At 72.7% G+C, this 14,034-nt stretch carries 15 protein-coding genes; 9 read left to right on the top strand and 6 right to left on the bottom strand.

Features of this window, described 5'->3' with window-relative positions:
* Positions 1 to 88: 88 nt before the first annotated feature.
* On the bottom strand, positions 89 to 1,063 hold the full coding sequence (locus ACFYYW_RS05105) for an alpha/beta hydrolase (protein ID WP_387645244.1): 975 nt from the start codon (positions 1,061 to 1,063) through the stop codon (positions 89 to 91).
* Positions 1,064 to 1,166: 103 nt separating this feature from the next.
* On the opposite strand from ACFYYW_RS05105, the gene ACFYYW_RS05100 reads away from it, so the two are divergent.
* From ACFYYW_RS05100 to ACFYYW_RS05085, 4 genes are all read left to right on the top strand, one after another.
* Positions 1,167 to 1,577: a hypothetical protein gene (locus ACFYYW_RS05100; RefSeq protein ID WP_387645241.1), complete on the top strand. Its 411-nt coding sequence runs from the start codon at positions 1,167 to 1,169 to the stop codon at positions 1,575 to 1,577.
* A 189-nt stretch (positions 1,578 to 1,766) separates the two neighbouring features.
* Positions 1,767 to 2,462 carry an ABC transporter permease gene (locus ACFYYW_RS05095; RefSeq protein WP_387645238.1) on the top strand — a complete coding sequence of 232 codons (696 nt, stop codon included), beginning with the start codon at positions 1,767 to 1,769 and terminating at the stop codon, positions 2,460 to 2,462.
* Positions 2,455 to 3,243 carry an ABC transporter permease gene (locus ACFYYW_RS05090; protein WP_387645235.1) on the top strand — a complete coding sequence of 263 codons (789 nt, stop codon included), beginning with the start codon at positions 2,455 to 2,457 and terminating at the stop codon, positions 3,241 to 3,243. Before ACFYYW_RS05095 ends, ACFYYW_RS05090 begins: the two co-directional genes overlap by 8 nt.
* A 2-nt stretch (positions 3,244 to 3,245) precedes the next feature.
* Complete coding sequence (locus tag ACFYYW_RS05085; RefSeq protein WP_387645232.1) at positions 3,246 to 3,989, top strand: ATP-binding cassette domain-containing protein; 744 nt, start codon at positions 3,246 to 3,248, stop codon at positions 3,987 to 3,989.
* Here the strand turns inward: ACFYYW_RS05085 and ACFYYW_RS05080 are convergent.
* Positions 3,983 to 4,474 (bottom strand): hypothetical protein, encoded by a 492-nt coding sequence (locus ACFYYW_RS05080; RefSeq protein WP_387645509.1) that lies wholly within the window; start codon positions 4,472 to 4,474, stop codon positions 3,983 to 3,985. The two genes, ACFYYW_RS05085 and ACFYYW_RS05080, sit on opposite strands and share 7 nt — an antisense overlap.
* A 132-nt stretch (positions 4,475 to 4,606) precedes the next feature.
* Here ACFYYW_RS05080 and ACFYYW_RS05075 point away from each other — a divergent pair, with 132 nt between their 5' ends.
* Together ACFYYW_RS05075 and ACFYYW_RS05070 are read left to right on the top strand one after the other, a co-directional pair.
* Positions 4,607 to 5,143, top strand: a complete 537-nt coding sequence (locus ACFYYW_RS05075) for an MFS transporter (protein ID WP_352329536.1) — start codon at positions 4,607 to 4,609, stop codon at positions 5,141 to 5,143.
* 49 nt (positions 5,144 to 5,192) lie between these two features.
* Positions 5,193 to 5,924: a YcnI family protein gene (locus tag ACFYYW_RS05070; protein ID WP_387645229.1), complete on the top strand. Its 732-nt coding sequence runs from the start codon at positions 5,193 to 5,195 to the stop codon at positions 5,922 to 5,924.
* A 58-nt stretch (positions 5,925 to 5,982) separates the two neighbouring features.
* On the opposite strand, the gene ACFYYW_RS05065 is transcribed toward ACFYYW_RS05070, so the two are convergent.
* The 3 genes from ACFYYW_RS05065 to ACFYYW_RS05055 are packed head-to-tail and all read right to left on the bottom strand — an operon-like array spanning position 5,983 to position 9,147.
* Positions 5,983 to 7,026, bottom strand: a complete 1,044-nt coding sequence (locus ACFYYW_RS05065; protein WP_387645227.1) for an ABC transporter permease — start codon at positions 7,024 to 7,026, stop codon at positions 5,983 to 5,985.
* Positions 7,013 to 7,990 (bottom strand): ABC transporter ATP-binding protein, encoded by a 978-nt coding sequence (locus ACFYYW_RS05060; RefSeq protein ID WP_352328083.1) that lies wholly within the window; start codon positions 7,988 to 7,990, stop codon positions 7,013 to 7,015. The genes ACFYYW_RS05065 and ACFYYW_RS05060 overlap by 14 nt, the downstream gene beginning before the upstream one ends.
* Positions 7,987 to 9,147: an outer membrane lipoprotein carrier protein LolA gene (locus tag ACFYYW_RS05055; protein ID WP_387645223.1), complete on the bottom strand. Its 1,161-nt coding sequence runs from the start codon at positions 9,145 to 9,147 to the stop codon at positions 7,987 to 7,989. Before ACFYYW_RS05055 ends, ACFYYW_RS05060 begins: the two co-directional genes overlap by 4 nt.
* Positions 9,148 to 9,274: 127 nt before the next feature.
* Between ACFYYW_RS05055 and ACFYYW_RS05050 the strand changes: the two genes are divergently transcribed.
* Positions 9,275 to 9,949: a response regulator transcription factor gene (locus tag ACFYYW_RS05050; protein ID WP_352328085.1), complete on the top strand. Its 675-nt coding sequence runs from the start codon at positions 9,275 to 9,277 to the stop codon at positions 9,947 to 9,949.
* On the top strand, positions 9,942 to 11,288 hold the full coding sequence (locus tag ACFYYW_RS05045) for a sensor histidine kinase (RefSeq protein WP_387645220.1): 1,347 nt from the start codon (positions 9,942 to 9,944) through the stop codon (positions 11,286 to 11,288). Before ACFYYW_RS05050 ends, ACFYYW_RS05045 begins: the two co-directional genes overlap by 8 nt.
* Before the next feature lie 67 nt (positions 11,289 to 11,355).
* Here the strand turns inward: ACFYYW_RS05045 and ACFYYW_RS05040 are convergent, their stop codons facing one another.
* Positions 11,356 to 12,225 carry a LysR family transcriptional regulator gene (locus tag ACFYYW_RS05040; RefSeq protein WP_387645217.1) on the bottom strand — a complete coding sequence of 290 codons (870 nt, stop codon included), beginning with the start codon at positions 12,223 to 12,225 and terminating at the stop codon, positions 11,356 to 11,358.
* A 604-nt stretch (positions 12,226 to 12,829) separates the two neighbouring features.
* On the opposite strand from ACFYYW_RS05040, the gene ACFYYW_RS05035 reads away from it, so the two are divergent.
* Positions 12,830 to 13,948, top strand: coding sequence for a neutral zinc metallopeptidase (locus ACFYYW_RS05035; RefSeq protein WP_387645214.1), 1,119 nt, complete (start codon positions 12,830 to 12,832; stop codon positions 13,946 to 13,948).
* The last annotated feature ends 86 nt before the right edge of the window (positions 13,949 to 14,034 follow it).

The raw sequence follows: 14,034 nt of genomic DNA, 5'->3' as shown, positions 1-14,034 counted from the left end.
GGCCACCGCAACGCCTGGCCGCCTTCCTCCACGTACAACCCCAAACTGCGAAATATCTGCTCAAACTACCCCGACACAGCAGCCCCAGTCAGGCCGCCGCCGAATCCCCCCGCCGCGCCGCACGAGCCGCGACCGCCTCCAGGAACGCCGACATGTGCCGGAAGGCCAGCCGCGCCTCCGGCAGCACGTCGGCCAGGATCGGGAACGCGTGCGGCATGCGCCGCCACTCCTCGTACCGCACCGGCACCCCCGCCTCCCGGGCCCGCTCGGCCACCCGGCGGGCCTCGTCCCGCAGCACCTCCGTGGAGCCGGTGACGATCATCAGCGGCGGCAGGCCGGTGAAGTCGCCGTGCACCGGCGAGACGAGCGGGTCCCACGGATCGAGCCCGCAGGTCCAGTGGCGGGCCAGCCACCGCACCCGGCCCGCCGGCAACATCGGGTCGTGCCAGCGATTGGCACGGCGCGGGATGTCGGTCAGGTCCGTCCACGGCGACAGGCAGATCGCCGCGGCGGGCGTCGGCAGGCCGCGGTCGCGCAGCGCCAGCAGGGTGGCCAGGGTCAGGTGCCCGCCCGCCGAGTCCCCGGCGATGACGATGTCCTCGGGGGCGTGCCCGTTGCGCATCAGGCACTCGTAGGCGTCCAGCGCGTCGGCCAGGGAGTCGGCCAGCGGGTGCACCGGCCCCTGCCGGTAGTCCAGTGCGAGGACCGGCCGCCGGGCCACGGCCGACAACCGCCAGGTGATGGGCCGGTGGGTACGCGGCGAGCACGAGAAGTAGCCGCCGCCGTGGAAGTAGAGCAGCGCCTTGCGCTCGTCCACCCGGCCGGCGCGGACCCACTCGCCGCCGCAGTCCGGCCCCTCGGCGGGCGCGACGACGGCGTGCTCGGGAAGGCGCAGCGGCATCAGCTGCGCCAGCTCGCCCAGGCGGGCCGCGCCGATCAGGGCCAGCGGATGACGCATCAGCACCGAGGAGGCGGGCTTCAGGGTGCCCCACATGACCGAGGTCAGGGCCCTGGCCTGCCAGCTCAAGGGGTAGTCGGGTGCCACGTCCTTGTTGATGCGCATGACGGTCCTCCACCCCTTTTCTTCCCGGAACGCCATGGCTCTACCGGCCAGTAAGGATCTCATCCCTGACGCGAATATTCCGGCCTTGTGCGACTCTGGGGATATGGCGGGATATTCGGGGACTCCGCTCCCCCGCAAGCTCGGCATCAAGCCGGGACACCAGGTTCTGGCCCTCGCCGCCCCCGCCGGCCTCGACCTCGGCGAACCCGCCGCCACCGTGCACCACGAGCAGGGCCCGCCCGCCGGCGCACGCTCCCCGTACGACGTCGTCCTGCTCTTCTGCCCCGACGTCGCCACCCTGCACCGCGCGTTCCCGTCGGCCAAGGCCGCGCTGGCCAGGAACGGCGGCCTGTGGATCTGCCGGATCAAACCCGCCGCCGGCATCCCCACCGACCTGTCGGACCGCCTCGTCCGCGACTTCGGCCTGGCCGCCGGGCTGGTCGACAACAAGGTCGCGGCGATCGACGAGACCTGGACGGGCCTGCGCTTCCTATATCGCGTTGCGGACCGCTGACCCACCGGCGGATAATTCCAGGCTTCCGCCAAGGCCGACCCGTGCCCGCTCCCCGACACGACGCGTGACCGTGTCCTCACTCCCCGGAGGTGAGCCATCGTTCCCCTCTACGCCCGCCTCGTCCGGTACGGCTTCCGCAAACACGCCGTCTACGTCCGGGCCGCGCTCGCCGGCGCGTTCACCAACAGCGTGTTCGGCGTCCTGCGCGCCTACGTCCTCATCGCCCTGTGGCAGGCCCGCCCCGGCCTGGCCGGCTACGACGTCACCGACGCCGTCACCTACTGCTTCGTCACCCAGGCCCTCATCGGCCCGATGATGCTGTTCGGCGGCGGCCTGACCATCCCCGAGCGCATCCGCAGCGGCGACATCGCGCTCGACCTCGTCCGGCCCGCCTCCCTCCCGCTCTGGTCGCTGGCCGAGGACCTGGGCCGGGCCGCGTACCTGCTGCTGGTGCGCAGCCTCCCGCCGCTGCTGCTCGGCGCGGCCCTGTTCGGCATCACCACCCCCGCCTCCCCGGCCGGATGGGCTGCGGCCCTGACCGGCTGCCTCGTCGGCGTGCTCATCAGCTTCGGCTGGCGCTACCTCGTCGCGCTGTCGGTCTGCTGGCTCGCCGACGACCGCGGCGTGGCCGTCGTGTCCCTGGTCCTGACGACGTTCTGCAGCGGCATGCTGCTCCCCCTCCACCTGTTCCCCGGCCCGCTGGGCGAGGTGGTCAGAGCCCTGCCGTGGGCCTCCATGGTCCAGGCGCCCGCCGACCTCTACCTCGGCAAGGCCCCCGTCGGGCAGACGCTCGCCCTCCAGGCGTTCTGGGCGGCGACGCTGTTCGCCCTCGGCCTGCTGGCCACCCGCGCCGCCCGCCACAAGGTGGTGATCCAGGGTGGTTAGGACGTACTTCCTGCTGGCCTGGACCTGGACCCGCGCCGCGGCCGCCTACCGGCTCTCCTTCGCCCTGATGGTCGTGTTCGGCCTGGTCACGGGGGCGATCGACGTCGCGGCCATCCTCGTCGTCTTCGCCAACACCACCACCCTGGCCGGCTTCGCCCGCGAGGAGGTGCTGTTCCTGTACGGCGCCTCCGCCGTCTCCTTCACCCTCTGCGACACCTTCGTCAGCAACCTCGACCGCATCAGCCAGCACATCAAGGCCGGCACGCTCGACACGATCCTCATCCGCCCGGTCGCCGCCTGGATCCAGATCGCCGCCGACCGCTTCGCGCCCACCAGGATCGGCCGCGTCCTCCAGGCCGTGGCCGTGCTCGCCTACGCCGTCGCCGCGCTCGGCCTCGACTGGCGGCGGGCCTGGATGATCCCCGTCATGATCGTCACCGGCGTCGTCATCTTCACCGCGCTCTGGACGCTCGCCGGCGCGCTGCAGTTCGCGCTGACCGACGCGCCGGAGGTGGCCAACGCCTTCACCTACGGCACCCACCAGCTCAGCCAGTACCCCCTCAGCATCTACGCCCGCGACCTGGTCCGCGGCGTCACGTACGCGCTGCCCCTGGCCTTCGTCAACTGGCAGCCCGGCCTCTACGTCCTGGGCCGGGACGACCCGTTCGGCACGCCCGGGTTCATGCGCTTCCTCGGACCGGCCGCCGCGCTGGTCCTCGCCCTGGCCGCCGCGGCGGCCTGGCGGCAGGGCGTCAGGCACTACCGATCGACGGGGAGTTAGCAATGATCGAGCTGCGCGAAGCGGGACGCTCGTTCAAGGTCGGACGCGCTGTCGTGCACGCCGTGCGCGACCTGTCGTTCAGCGTGCCGGCCGGTGAGTTCGTCGGCTGCCTCGGGCCCAACGGCGCGGGCAAGTCCACCACGATCAAGATGTTGTGCGGCATCCTCACCCCCACCTCGGGCTCGGTGCGGGTGGCCGGGCTCGACCCCGCGCGCCGGCGCACCACGCTCGCCCGGCGCATCGGCGTGGTGTTCGGCCAGCGCACGACCCTCTGGTGGGACCTGCCGCTCAAGGACAGCTTCGAACTGGTCCGGCACCTTTACAAAGTAGATCGCGGAACGTTCCGGGTCCGGCTGGCCGAGCTGACCGAGACCCTCGACCTCGGCTCCTTCCTGCGCACCCCGGTGCGTCAGCTCAGCCTGGGGCAGCGCATGCGCGGCGACCTGGCCGCGGCGCTGCTGCACGCCCCCGACGTGCTGGTGCTGGACGAGCCGACCATCGGCCTCGACGTGGTCAGCAAGGCGAGCATCCGCGGCTTCCTGAAGCGGCAGAACGCCGAGCGCGGCACCACCGTGCTGCTGACCACGCACGACCTCGGCGACATCGAGCGCCTGTGCCGCCGGATCATGCTGATCGACCACGGCCGGCTGGCCTTCGACGGGACGCTCGCCGAACTCATGGCCACCGCGCCGGAGCAGGCCACCATCGAGGACGTGGTGACCAGGCTCTACACCGGCGCTCAGTAGTAGCCGCCCTCCCGCGTGGTCTCGTAGTCGTCGTCGTCGAGGTCGTCGTGCCGGCGCGACCAGCGGGAGGGCATCAGCACGGGGATGAACAGCACCACGCCGAGCAGGGCCAGCACGCCCGTGGTGAGCAGGGTCCTGTCGCCCGCGCCGGCGTCCAGGACGACCTGGTGGACCGACGCCTGGTCGGGGATGAGCGACAGCGCCCTGCCGGTGTCGAGGGCGTAGACGACGGTCCAGGCCAGCAGCACCATCGAGGGCACGAACGTGGCCAGCGGCGAGATCCGGCCGGCCACGACGAGGCCGACGACCAGCCCGACCGCGGCCATGGCGCCGAGGGCGATCCACATCTTCTGGTTGTCGGGCGGCGGCGGGGTGATCGCCGCACTGGCGAGGGCCTGCTGCACGGCCCATCCGCCACCCCCGAGGACGGCCGCCGTGACCACGACGCCGATGAGCAAACCTGCTAAGTGCCGCAACGTTCTCACCTCAAATGTCAACGCGAATGTCAACGCGCTCGGCACCGACCCTAGCGACAAAAGCCATTTCCGGACCAGGCATCAGCCCGCTCGGAAGTAGGGGTCTCATCCGCGGGTGCCTCGTGAGACCATGTGGCACACATGCGTGCGCGACTCCCCCTCCGGCTCGCGCGGACGGCCGCCTTCGCCGCCGTCTGCGTGACCCTCGCTGCCCTGGCCCACGTGGCGGGCGGCGGGGGGCGTCCGGGGCCGTGGGCGGCGGCGCTGGGCCTGGTGGCGGTGTCCGGCCTGGGGCTGGCGCTGTCCGGCAGGGAGCGCTCGGCGCCGGTGATCAACGTCGTGCTGGGTGTGGCGCAGTTCGGCCTGCACGAGCTGTTCGCGGGCGGCAGCCCGTCCTCCTACGTCTTCGAGCACGGCCACGGCCAGGGGCTGGCCGTCAACGCGGGCATGCTGCTCGCGCACCTCACGGCGACCCTGATGACCGGCTGGTGGCTGTCGCGCGGCGAGATCGTGCTGTGGTCGCTGCTGCGCCGGCTGGGGTTGCGGCTCGTGCCGCCGCTGCTCGCGGTCGTGCCCGCGGTGCGGCCGGGCGTTCCGGTCGTGCACACCAGGGTGGTCCCCCCGCAGCCGGGGTTCCGGCACCGGGTGGCCAGGCGTGGTCCTCCACTTCCCGCCTGACCTGCTGACACCCGTAGACCCCTGTCTTTTACCGAAGTGGAGTTCCGCCATGTCCTTCGTCCGTCGTGCGGCGACCGTGCTCGCCGCCGCCACCGCCCTCACCACCGGCCTGGCGCTGCCCGCGCTGGCCCACGTCTCCATCACCCCGGGCACCGCCGAGCAGGGCGGGTTCACCAAGGTCGCCTTCCGGGTGCCCAACGAGCGTGACAACGCCGCCACGACCAAGGTCCAGGTCAGCTTCCCCACCGACCATCCGCTGGCGTTCGTGTCGGTCAAGCCCGTGCCGGGCTGGGACGTCAAGGTCACCGAGGGCAAGCTGCCCAAGCCGGTCAAGACCGAGTACGGCGACGTGGAGGAGGCCGTCACCACGGTCGTGTGGTCCGGCGGCAAGATCAACCCGGGTGAGTTCCAGGAGTTCGAGGTGTCCATGGGCCAGTTGCCCAAGGACGTCGACTCGCTGACGTTCCCGACGAAGCAGACGTACTCCGGCGGCGAGGTGGTCGACTGGGCCGACGCGCCCAAGTCCGACGGCACCGAGGCCGAGCACCCCGTTCCCACGCTGAAGCTCGTCCCGGCCTCCGGCGGCGACGAGCACTCCGCCGCGAGCGCGTCGGCCTCGGCCGCTCCGGCCGCCGCCACGGGACCGTCGGTGGCGCCGGTGGCGGCCTCCTCGGCCTCCTCCTCCGACGGCACGGCCCGCCTGCTGGGCGGCGCCGGGCTGGTCGTCGGCGTCATCGGCGTCGTTGTCGGGGCGCTGGGCCTGCGCCGCCGGGCGGCCTGACCGTGCGACGCGGCGTCCCCGGCCGGGCACCCCGCCCGGCCGGGGACGCGCCGCCCGGTCAGGACGTGATGTCCTTGCCGGAGAAGCGCGCCCACGCGATCGAGCAGAACAGCACGATGTAGGCGCCGAAGGCCAGCAGCCCGTCCCGCAGCGCCGACAGGTCCATCGGGCTGCGCAGCACCGCGTCGAAGTTGGTGAACCTGGTCGGCAGCAGGTACGGCGTGACCACGCTCAGCTCGGGGAAGGCCCGCAGCACCTGGCAGACGACCACCAGCACGAGCGTGGCGGCCACCGCTCCGATGGACACCTCGGTGAACGTCGACAGCGCCAGCGCGACGGCGGCCAGCGCCGCCATGCCGGCCCCGACGTAGCCGACGGCGATGAGGATGCGCAGCAGCCCCTCGCCCATGGAGATCGTCGTGCCCGACAGCAGCGTCACCGGCCCGGCCGGGAACAGGATCAGCCCGGTGACCAGCGCCGACAGCGCCACCACCGCCGTGACGGCGTAGGCGAAGACGACCGCGTTGAGGTATTTGACGGCCAGCAGGCGGGTGCGTCCCGCGGGCGCGGCCAGCAGGTAGCGCAGGGTGCCGCCGCCCGCCTCCCCGGCCACCGAGTCGCCGGCGACCACGCTGACGGCGACCGGCATCAGCAGCAGCACGAGGAACGAGAACGCGACGAACGTGAGCATGAGGCTGTTGCCCGCCACGCTCTGGATGAACCCGCCCATCCCGTCGCGGTCGTCGCCGCCGAACGCGCGCAGGGCCAGGCCGAGGACGGCCGGCACGCAGGCGAGCACGGCCAGCATCACCAGGTTGCGCGGCCGGCGGAAGGTCAGGCCCAGCTCCGAGCCGAGCAGCCGCCAGAACGCCCACCTGGCTCGCCGCGGGCCTCCCGTGGCGTCCGTCCAGGCGCTGGGTGCGGGGACCGCCGCGGCCGGGTCCGGGGTGCGCCGCTCCACGGTGCGCAGCGTCTCGGTGACGGGCACCAGGCCGGGCATGCGCCCACCGGCCCGGCCGTCCCGCGGGTCCGGCGCGCCGGCGTCCCGCGGCTGCGTCGCGTGTGTCCCAGCGTCCGGCGCCGAGGTGTCAGCCGTCGACATCGAAGCCCTCCCCCGTCAGTCCGACGAAAACGTCCTCCAGGCTCGGCCGCAGCACGGCCAGCCCCCGTACGGCGACCCCTTCGCCGACCAGCGCGGCGTTGATCCGCTCCGGCGCGTTGCCGCCCAGCTCGGCCGTCACGTCGGCGTCGCCGCGCCGCACGTCGGCCAGCCCGAGCCCGCCGAGCACCCGCGCGGCGTCGGCCACGTCGGGCGTCTCGACCCGGACGCGCGTGGCCAGGCCGCCGTTCAGCGAGGCGATCGTGCCCTGGGCGGCCAGCCTGCCGGTCCGCATGATGGCGGCGTGCGTGCACATCTGCTCGACCTCGGCCAGCAGGTGCGAGGAGACGAAGACGGTGGTGCCGCCGGCGGCGATGTCCTTGACCAGCGCGCGCACCTCGCGGGTGCCCTGCGGGTCGAGGCCGTTGGTCGGCTCGTCCAGGACGAGCAGCTCGCGCGGGCCGAGCAGCGCGGCCGCGATGGCCAGCCGCTGGCGCATGCCGAGCGAATAGTTGCGGTAGCGCTTGCCGGCCGCGGCCGACAGGCCCACCCGGTCGAGCGCGGCGGCGACGCGCGCCCGCGCGGTGCGGCGCACCGCCGTGGGGTCGGCGGCGTCGAAGCGCATCAGGTTGGCCTCGCCCGACAGGTACGGGTAGAACGCCGGCCCCTCCACCACCGCCCCCACCCGGGGCAGCGCCCGCGGCAGCGGCAGCCCGAGCAGGGAGTGTTCCCCCTCGGTGGGCGCGATGAGGCCCAGCAGCATGCGGATGGTCGTGGTCTTGCCCGAGCCGTTGGGCCCGAGGAAGCCGAAGACCGAGCCGCGCGGCACCGTCAGGTCGAGCGCGTCCACGGCCACCTGGCCGCCGCGGAAGCGCTTGGTCAGGCCGCGCGTGACGATGGCGTGCTCCCCGGAGGGCGGGGCCGCCCCGAAGGGCGCCCCCGCTTCCTGCGTGACGGCGGTGGTCACCTGACGCCCGCCGCCTGCGTGATCTCCTCCGGGGTGACCGCGCCGGCCAGCAGCCGGCCGTCGTCGGTCAGCAGGACGGTGACGAGCTTCGTCCTGATCAGCCGGCCCGAGCCCCACGTGCCGCTCACCGGCGTGGCCGACTTCAGGACGGCGTCGGCCAGCGCCCCCACGTCGGCCTGGGAGCCGTCGCGGGGCGTCGAGCCGTCGCCCGCCGGCCGGCCGGCCGCCGTGAGGTCCTCCGGCTTGAACGGCAGGACGGCCACGGTCGTCCACCCGTCGCCGACGACCTTGAGCTCGCCCGCGACCTTCTCGGCCTGCTCGGCGTGCTGCTCGGCGCGCTTGGCGTCGCCCAGCTCGCTGAGGTCCTTCTCCTCCACCTTGGCGCCCGCGGGCGGGGTGAAGGCGAAGTTCTCCGCGGCCGGCGGCGTGAACGTCACCTGGGTGAAGCCGACCTGGAAGGCCGGTTCGGCGGAGCCCTTGGCGTAGACCTGGACCTGGAGCGGGACGTAGGTCTCGCCGTCGAGCGCGAGCCGCACCTCCTGCACCAGCGAGCCCTCGTCCTTGGGCGCGAGGACGAGCTGGTAGACCGGACGGCCCGCCACCTCCGCGGTGTTGATCACGCGGACCGCGGTGTGCTCGCCGGCCTTGGCCAGCAGTTGCTCGGCGACCTGCGGCGGCGTCAGCTGGACCGGCGGCGTGCCGGGCAGCTTGTGCTCCTGGCCCGTGCCGGGCTTGACGGTCAACCTGGTCGCGGTGTTGGTGGCGCTCTCCCAGTACCAGCCCTGGTCGCCGTTGACGATCAGGTTGGTCTCGTTCAGCTGGGTCGGCATGGCCACCCGGAACCGGTCGGCGCCGCCGTACCAGACCTTGATCTCGTGCGAGCCGGACAGCAGGCTCAGCGGCGACTCACCGCCGGTCTGGGGCAGCGAGGGCAGGCCGAGCGAGGCCGTCTGCTGCACCGTGCCGGACATGGGCGGCAGGCCGCCTCCCTTGCTCGTCGCCGCCACGGCGTCGGCCAGCAGCTGCTGGGCCGAACGCTCGGGCAGGACGGGCTCGCCGCTCACCGCCGCGATGACCGGGCCGGCTCCGATCGCGCCACCGATCAGCGCCGCCGCGGCGATCGGGACTCCCCACCTCACGAACGTGCCTCTGCGCATCTCACTCCTTAACGGTATGTCGATGACCAGAGCCTGCGGCATGCATCCTGTGGCCGGCCTGAGACTGTCTGAGACGCCTCTCAGCCTTCTCAGCGGCGTCTCAGCTCAGGGACGGGAGAATCAGCACATGAGAGTACTGGTCGTCGAGGACGAGCGGCGGATGGCCGCGGCCCTCCAGCGCGGGCTGCAGGCCGAGGGGTTCGCCGTGGACCTCGCCCACGACGGCGAGGAGGGCCTGCACGCGGCCCGGCAGGGCGACTACGACGTCGTGGTGCTGGACATCATGCTGCCGAGGCTGTCGGGCTACAACGTGTGCAAGCAGTTGCGCGCGGAGGAGAACTGGGTGCCGATCCTCATGTTGTCGGCCAAGGACGGCGAGTACGACATGGCCGACGGCCTCGACCTCGGCGCCGACGACTACCTGACCAAGCCCTTCTCCTACGTGGTGCTGGTGGCCAGGCTCCGGGCCCTGCTGCGGCGCGACTCGGGGCGGCGGCCGTCGGTGCTGGCGGCCGGCGACCTGACCCTCGACCCGGCCCGCCGGAAGGTGCAGCGGGGCGAGACGCCGGTGGAGCTGACGCCGAGGGAGTTCGCGCTGCTGGAGTTCCTGATGCGCCGCCGTGACGAGGTGGTGTCGAAGTCGGAGATCCTGGAACACGTGTGGGACACCTTCGACACCGACCCCAACGTGGTCGAGGTCTACGTCGGCTACCTGCGGCGCAAGGTCGACGCCCCGTTCGGCAGGAACGCGCTGCAGACCGTGCGCGGCGCGGGCTACCGGCTGGCGGGCGACGGTGGCTGACACCCCGATGGCCTGGTGGCGGCGTCAGGGGCTGCGGTTCAGGCTGACGGTCGCGGCGGCCGCCGTGCTGGGGCTGGCGCTGGCGCTGTCGGCCTCGGTGCTGCTGTCGGTGCTCGACCGGGCGCTGATCGACACGGTCGACACCTCGACCCGGCAGCAGGCCCAGACCGTGCGCGTGGCGGCCGACGCCGGGACGCTGACCAGCCCGATCACCACGCACGACGGCACGATCGTCCAGGTGCTCGACCGGAGCGGGCGCATCACGCACGTCACGTACGGCGCCGACCGGCTGGTGCCGCTGCTGGACGCGGCGGCCAGGGCCAGGGTGCTGCACGAGGGGCGGGCGACGTTCCTCGACGGCCGGCCGTACGCGATCGCGGGGCCGCTGCGGGTGGTGGTGCTCAGCGCCGACCACGGGCAGACGGTGCTGGCCGCCAGGCCGATCGGCGAGATCCAGACGAGCCTGGGCGTGGCCGGGCGCGTCCTGCTGGTGGGCACGCCCGCGCTGGTCGTGCTGCTGGCGGTGGCGAGCTGGCTGATGATCGGCAGGACGCTGCGCCCGATCTCGTCGCTGCGCCGGGTCGCGGCCGAGATCACGCACACGGCCCGGTCCCGGCGGCTGCCGGTGCCGCAGTCGCGCGACGAGGTGTACGCCCTGGCCACCACGCTCAACGGCATGCTGGCCCGGCTGGAGGAGGCCGAGCAGCGCCAGCGCGCGCTGGTCTCCGACGCCGCCCACGAGCTGCGCAGCCCGCTGGCCAGCATCCGGCTCCAGCTGGAGGTGGCGCTCGGCCATCCGGAGGGCCAGGACTGGCGGGAGACCGCCGAGGGCGTGCTGGAGGACGCCCTGCGGCTGTCCAGGCTGGCCGAGGACCTGCTCGCGCTGGCCCGCCTGGACGAGCGCGGCGGCGTGCCGGCCCGCGACGAGCCGGTCAACCTCGACGAGGTGGTGCGCCAGGTCGCCGAGCGGTACGGCGAGGCCCGGCTGACCGCGTGCGACCCCGTGGTGGTGCGCGGGGACGCCCTCGACCTGAGCCGGGTGCTGACGAACCTGATGGACAACGCCGCCCGGCACACCTCCTCGAAGGTCGAGGTGGCGCTGACCGCCGACGGCGTGCTGACGGTGACCGACGATGGCCCCGGCATCCCCGAGCAGGACCGGGAGCGGGTGTTCAACCGGTTCACCCGGCTGGACTCCGGGCGCAGCAGGGACGAGGGCGGGGCCGGCCTGGGGCTGGCGATCGTCCGGGAGACCGTGCGCGCCCACGGGGGCACGGTGGTCCTGCAGGACGCGGCGCCGGGTCTGCGTGCCGTGGTCCGCCTTCCGGTGTCCCGCTAGGCGGGCGGGCCGGAGGCGGGCTGGGGGTCAACGGCGGGAGTTGCGGGGGATCATGGAACGTTCCTGGTCAGGCGGCTGTGCCCTTCTCCGCGGTGGACAGGAAGTCCTGGGCGATGAGGGGCAGGCGGCGGCGTGCGTGCACCACGGCGATGACGCGCCGCACGGCCGGTTCGAGTGAGCGCACCACCAGGCCGGCCCTGGCGGCCTGGTCGGCCATGCCGCGGTACCACAGCAGGGAGGCCTGGCCGGCGCGGACCGCGTTCAGCCAGCCGTTGCGCTCGTCGGTCTCCAGGACGACCACGGGGGTGACGGCGTACTTGCCGAACATGGCGTCGAGTTCCCTGCGCCGCGAGCTGCCGCGGGCGGGCAGCGCCAGGCGCATGCCGTGCAGCTTGCCCATGGGGACCGGACTGGGCAGGTCGAGCCCGGGCGGGGAGATCAGCACGATCTCCTGGCGTTCGAGCGGGTGGGTGATGAGGTCGGTGGGCACGGGCAGATCGGTGAGCCCGAGGTCGGCCCGCTGATCCCGGATGGCGCTGACGACGCCGTCGCGGCCGTCGCAGCGCACGATGTGCACGCGTACCCCTGGGTGCTCGGCCGCGTAGGCAGGGAGCAGCCGCCCCGCGAGTCCGGGTTCGAGACTCGGGGTGGAGGCGATGCGCAGTTCGGCCTCCGTCACGCCGGCGTGGTTGGCCAGGCCCTCGATCTCGTGCACGGCGTCGAGCGCCTCCCTCGCCAGCTTGACCACGCGGCGGCCCTGGGCGGTGACCACCACGCCGCGGCCGGAGCGGGCGAAGAGCGTCATGCCGAGCTCTCGCTCAAGATCGCGGATCGCGCGGGACAGCGCAGGCTGCGCGATGTAGAGCGACCTGGCCGCGTCGGTCATGGTGCGGTGCTCCGCAGTCGCGACCACATAGCGGAGCTGCTGGAGATTCATGCCAACGAAGCTAGGACACCGCCCTGCTCCGGGACCGGTAGATAGCAGAGATCACCTCGATTGATTTCGGAGCGTGACCGAGTACCGCTACATCCGTGACGGGTGATAAATCAGTATGCTTTTGCCCCAAATTTGGCAAAGATCCTTTGGGGTCTGCCGCAAAGCCGTGCATTGCAGACAAGCGGCTTAACGGGGAGACACGGTGACAGGAAACGGGCAATATCCACCTCCGCCACAAGGGCCCGGGCAGCCCCTGCGGCCCCCTTCGCGGCCATGGCCGCCGCCGGGCTACCGGCAGCCGCAGCCGCAGGGCGGCCAGCCCTACCCGCAGGCGCCGCCGGCCCCGCCCCAGGGGCCTCCGCAGGGCCCTCCGCCGGGGCCGCCGCCCGGCCATCAGCCCTATCCGCCGCAGCACCCCCAGCCGCAGGGTTATCCGCCGCAGCCGCCGCCCCCGCAGGGCCCCCCTCAGGGTCCCCCGCACGGGCCGCCGCAGCCTCCGCAGGGCTATCCGCCGCAGGGACACCCGCCGCGCGGCCCGCAGTATCCGCCGCCGCAGTACGGGCAGCAGTACCAGCCGCCGCCACCGCCACCGCCCATGCCGCCCATGCCCACGAGGCAGTGGCCGCAGCAGCCGAGGAAGAAGTCCGGCATGGGGGTCGCCGGCGTCCTCGGGGCCGTGTTCGGGTCGCTGGCGGCGCTGTTCGTGCTGATCGTCATCGGGGCGGCGATGCTGAAGTCGTCCTCGCACCCGGACACGACCACGCCGGTCGCGCTGCCGTCGTACGAGCCGTCGCGGACCGACGAGCCCTTCCCCAGCCACGAGCCGACGCACGACACGTCGTCGTCGCAGGAGCCCACCCAGGAACAGACCCGGGAGCCGACGCAGGAGCCGACCCAGGAGCCGACGCGGCAGCCGACGCGGGAGCCGTCGCAGCGGCCCACCGAGCGGCCGACCCAGGACACGGTGACGCCGCCCAAGCAGGTCACGCTCAACACCAGCCTGAAGAACAACACCCTCTACCGGGCGGGCAGCCTGCCCCGGGTGAACTGCCGGGCCGGGAACACGAACATCTTCAGCCACAGCCAGCTCAAGGCGCTGATCCTGAAGACCGGCCGGTGCATGGACCAGGCGTGGGGGCCGATCCTGCAGCGGCAGGGCATCGCCTTCAGCCCGCCGCACTACGCCATCGCGGCCGGGCGCGGACGGGGCGCGTGCGGCGACTACCCGTCGGCCGGGAGCATGGTGCCCTACTACTGCCCGCGCAACAACACGATCTACGCCTCGACCTCGGCGATGTCCAGGGGCAACGGCAACGCCCGCGGCTACGGCCAGATCATCTCCTGGCACGGCGGCATCATCAGCATGATGGCCCACGAGTACGGCCACCACATCCAGAACATCACCGGCGTGATGGACTCCTGGTGGCAGGGCACCATGAACTCCTCCAGCCAGAGCGGCAAGCTCGCGCTGAGCAGGAAGCTGGAGCTGCAGGCCACCTGTCTCGGCGGCATGTGGATGCGCTCGGTCGCCTCGTCCTACCCGGTGCCGTCCTCGCTGCGCTCGCGGCTGTTCTGGTTCTACGCGCAGGTGGGCGACTACCCGGGCTATCCGCGCGACCACGGCACGCCCGCCAACAACAACCGCTGGTTCCGGCAGGGGTGGGAGAGGGACAAGACGTACCAGTGCAACACGTGGCTGGCGCCGTCCTCGACGACCTCCTGAGCGACACGTGGCGTTCATCTCATGTTGAAGAGTTGTCTCTGATGTCCAGGTATGGGGGCTAGAATCCTGGCAATCTTGTGCCCGAC

This window comes from Nonomuraea sp. NPDC001831, assembly GCF_042892035.1.
Lineage (GTDB): Bacteria > Actinomycetota > Actinomycetes > Streptosporangiales > Streptosporangiaceae > Nonomuraea.
The sequence above is the reverse complement of the archived record's forward strand: the minus strand, read 5'-3'. Positions and strand labels throughout refer to the sequence as shown.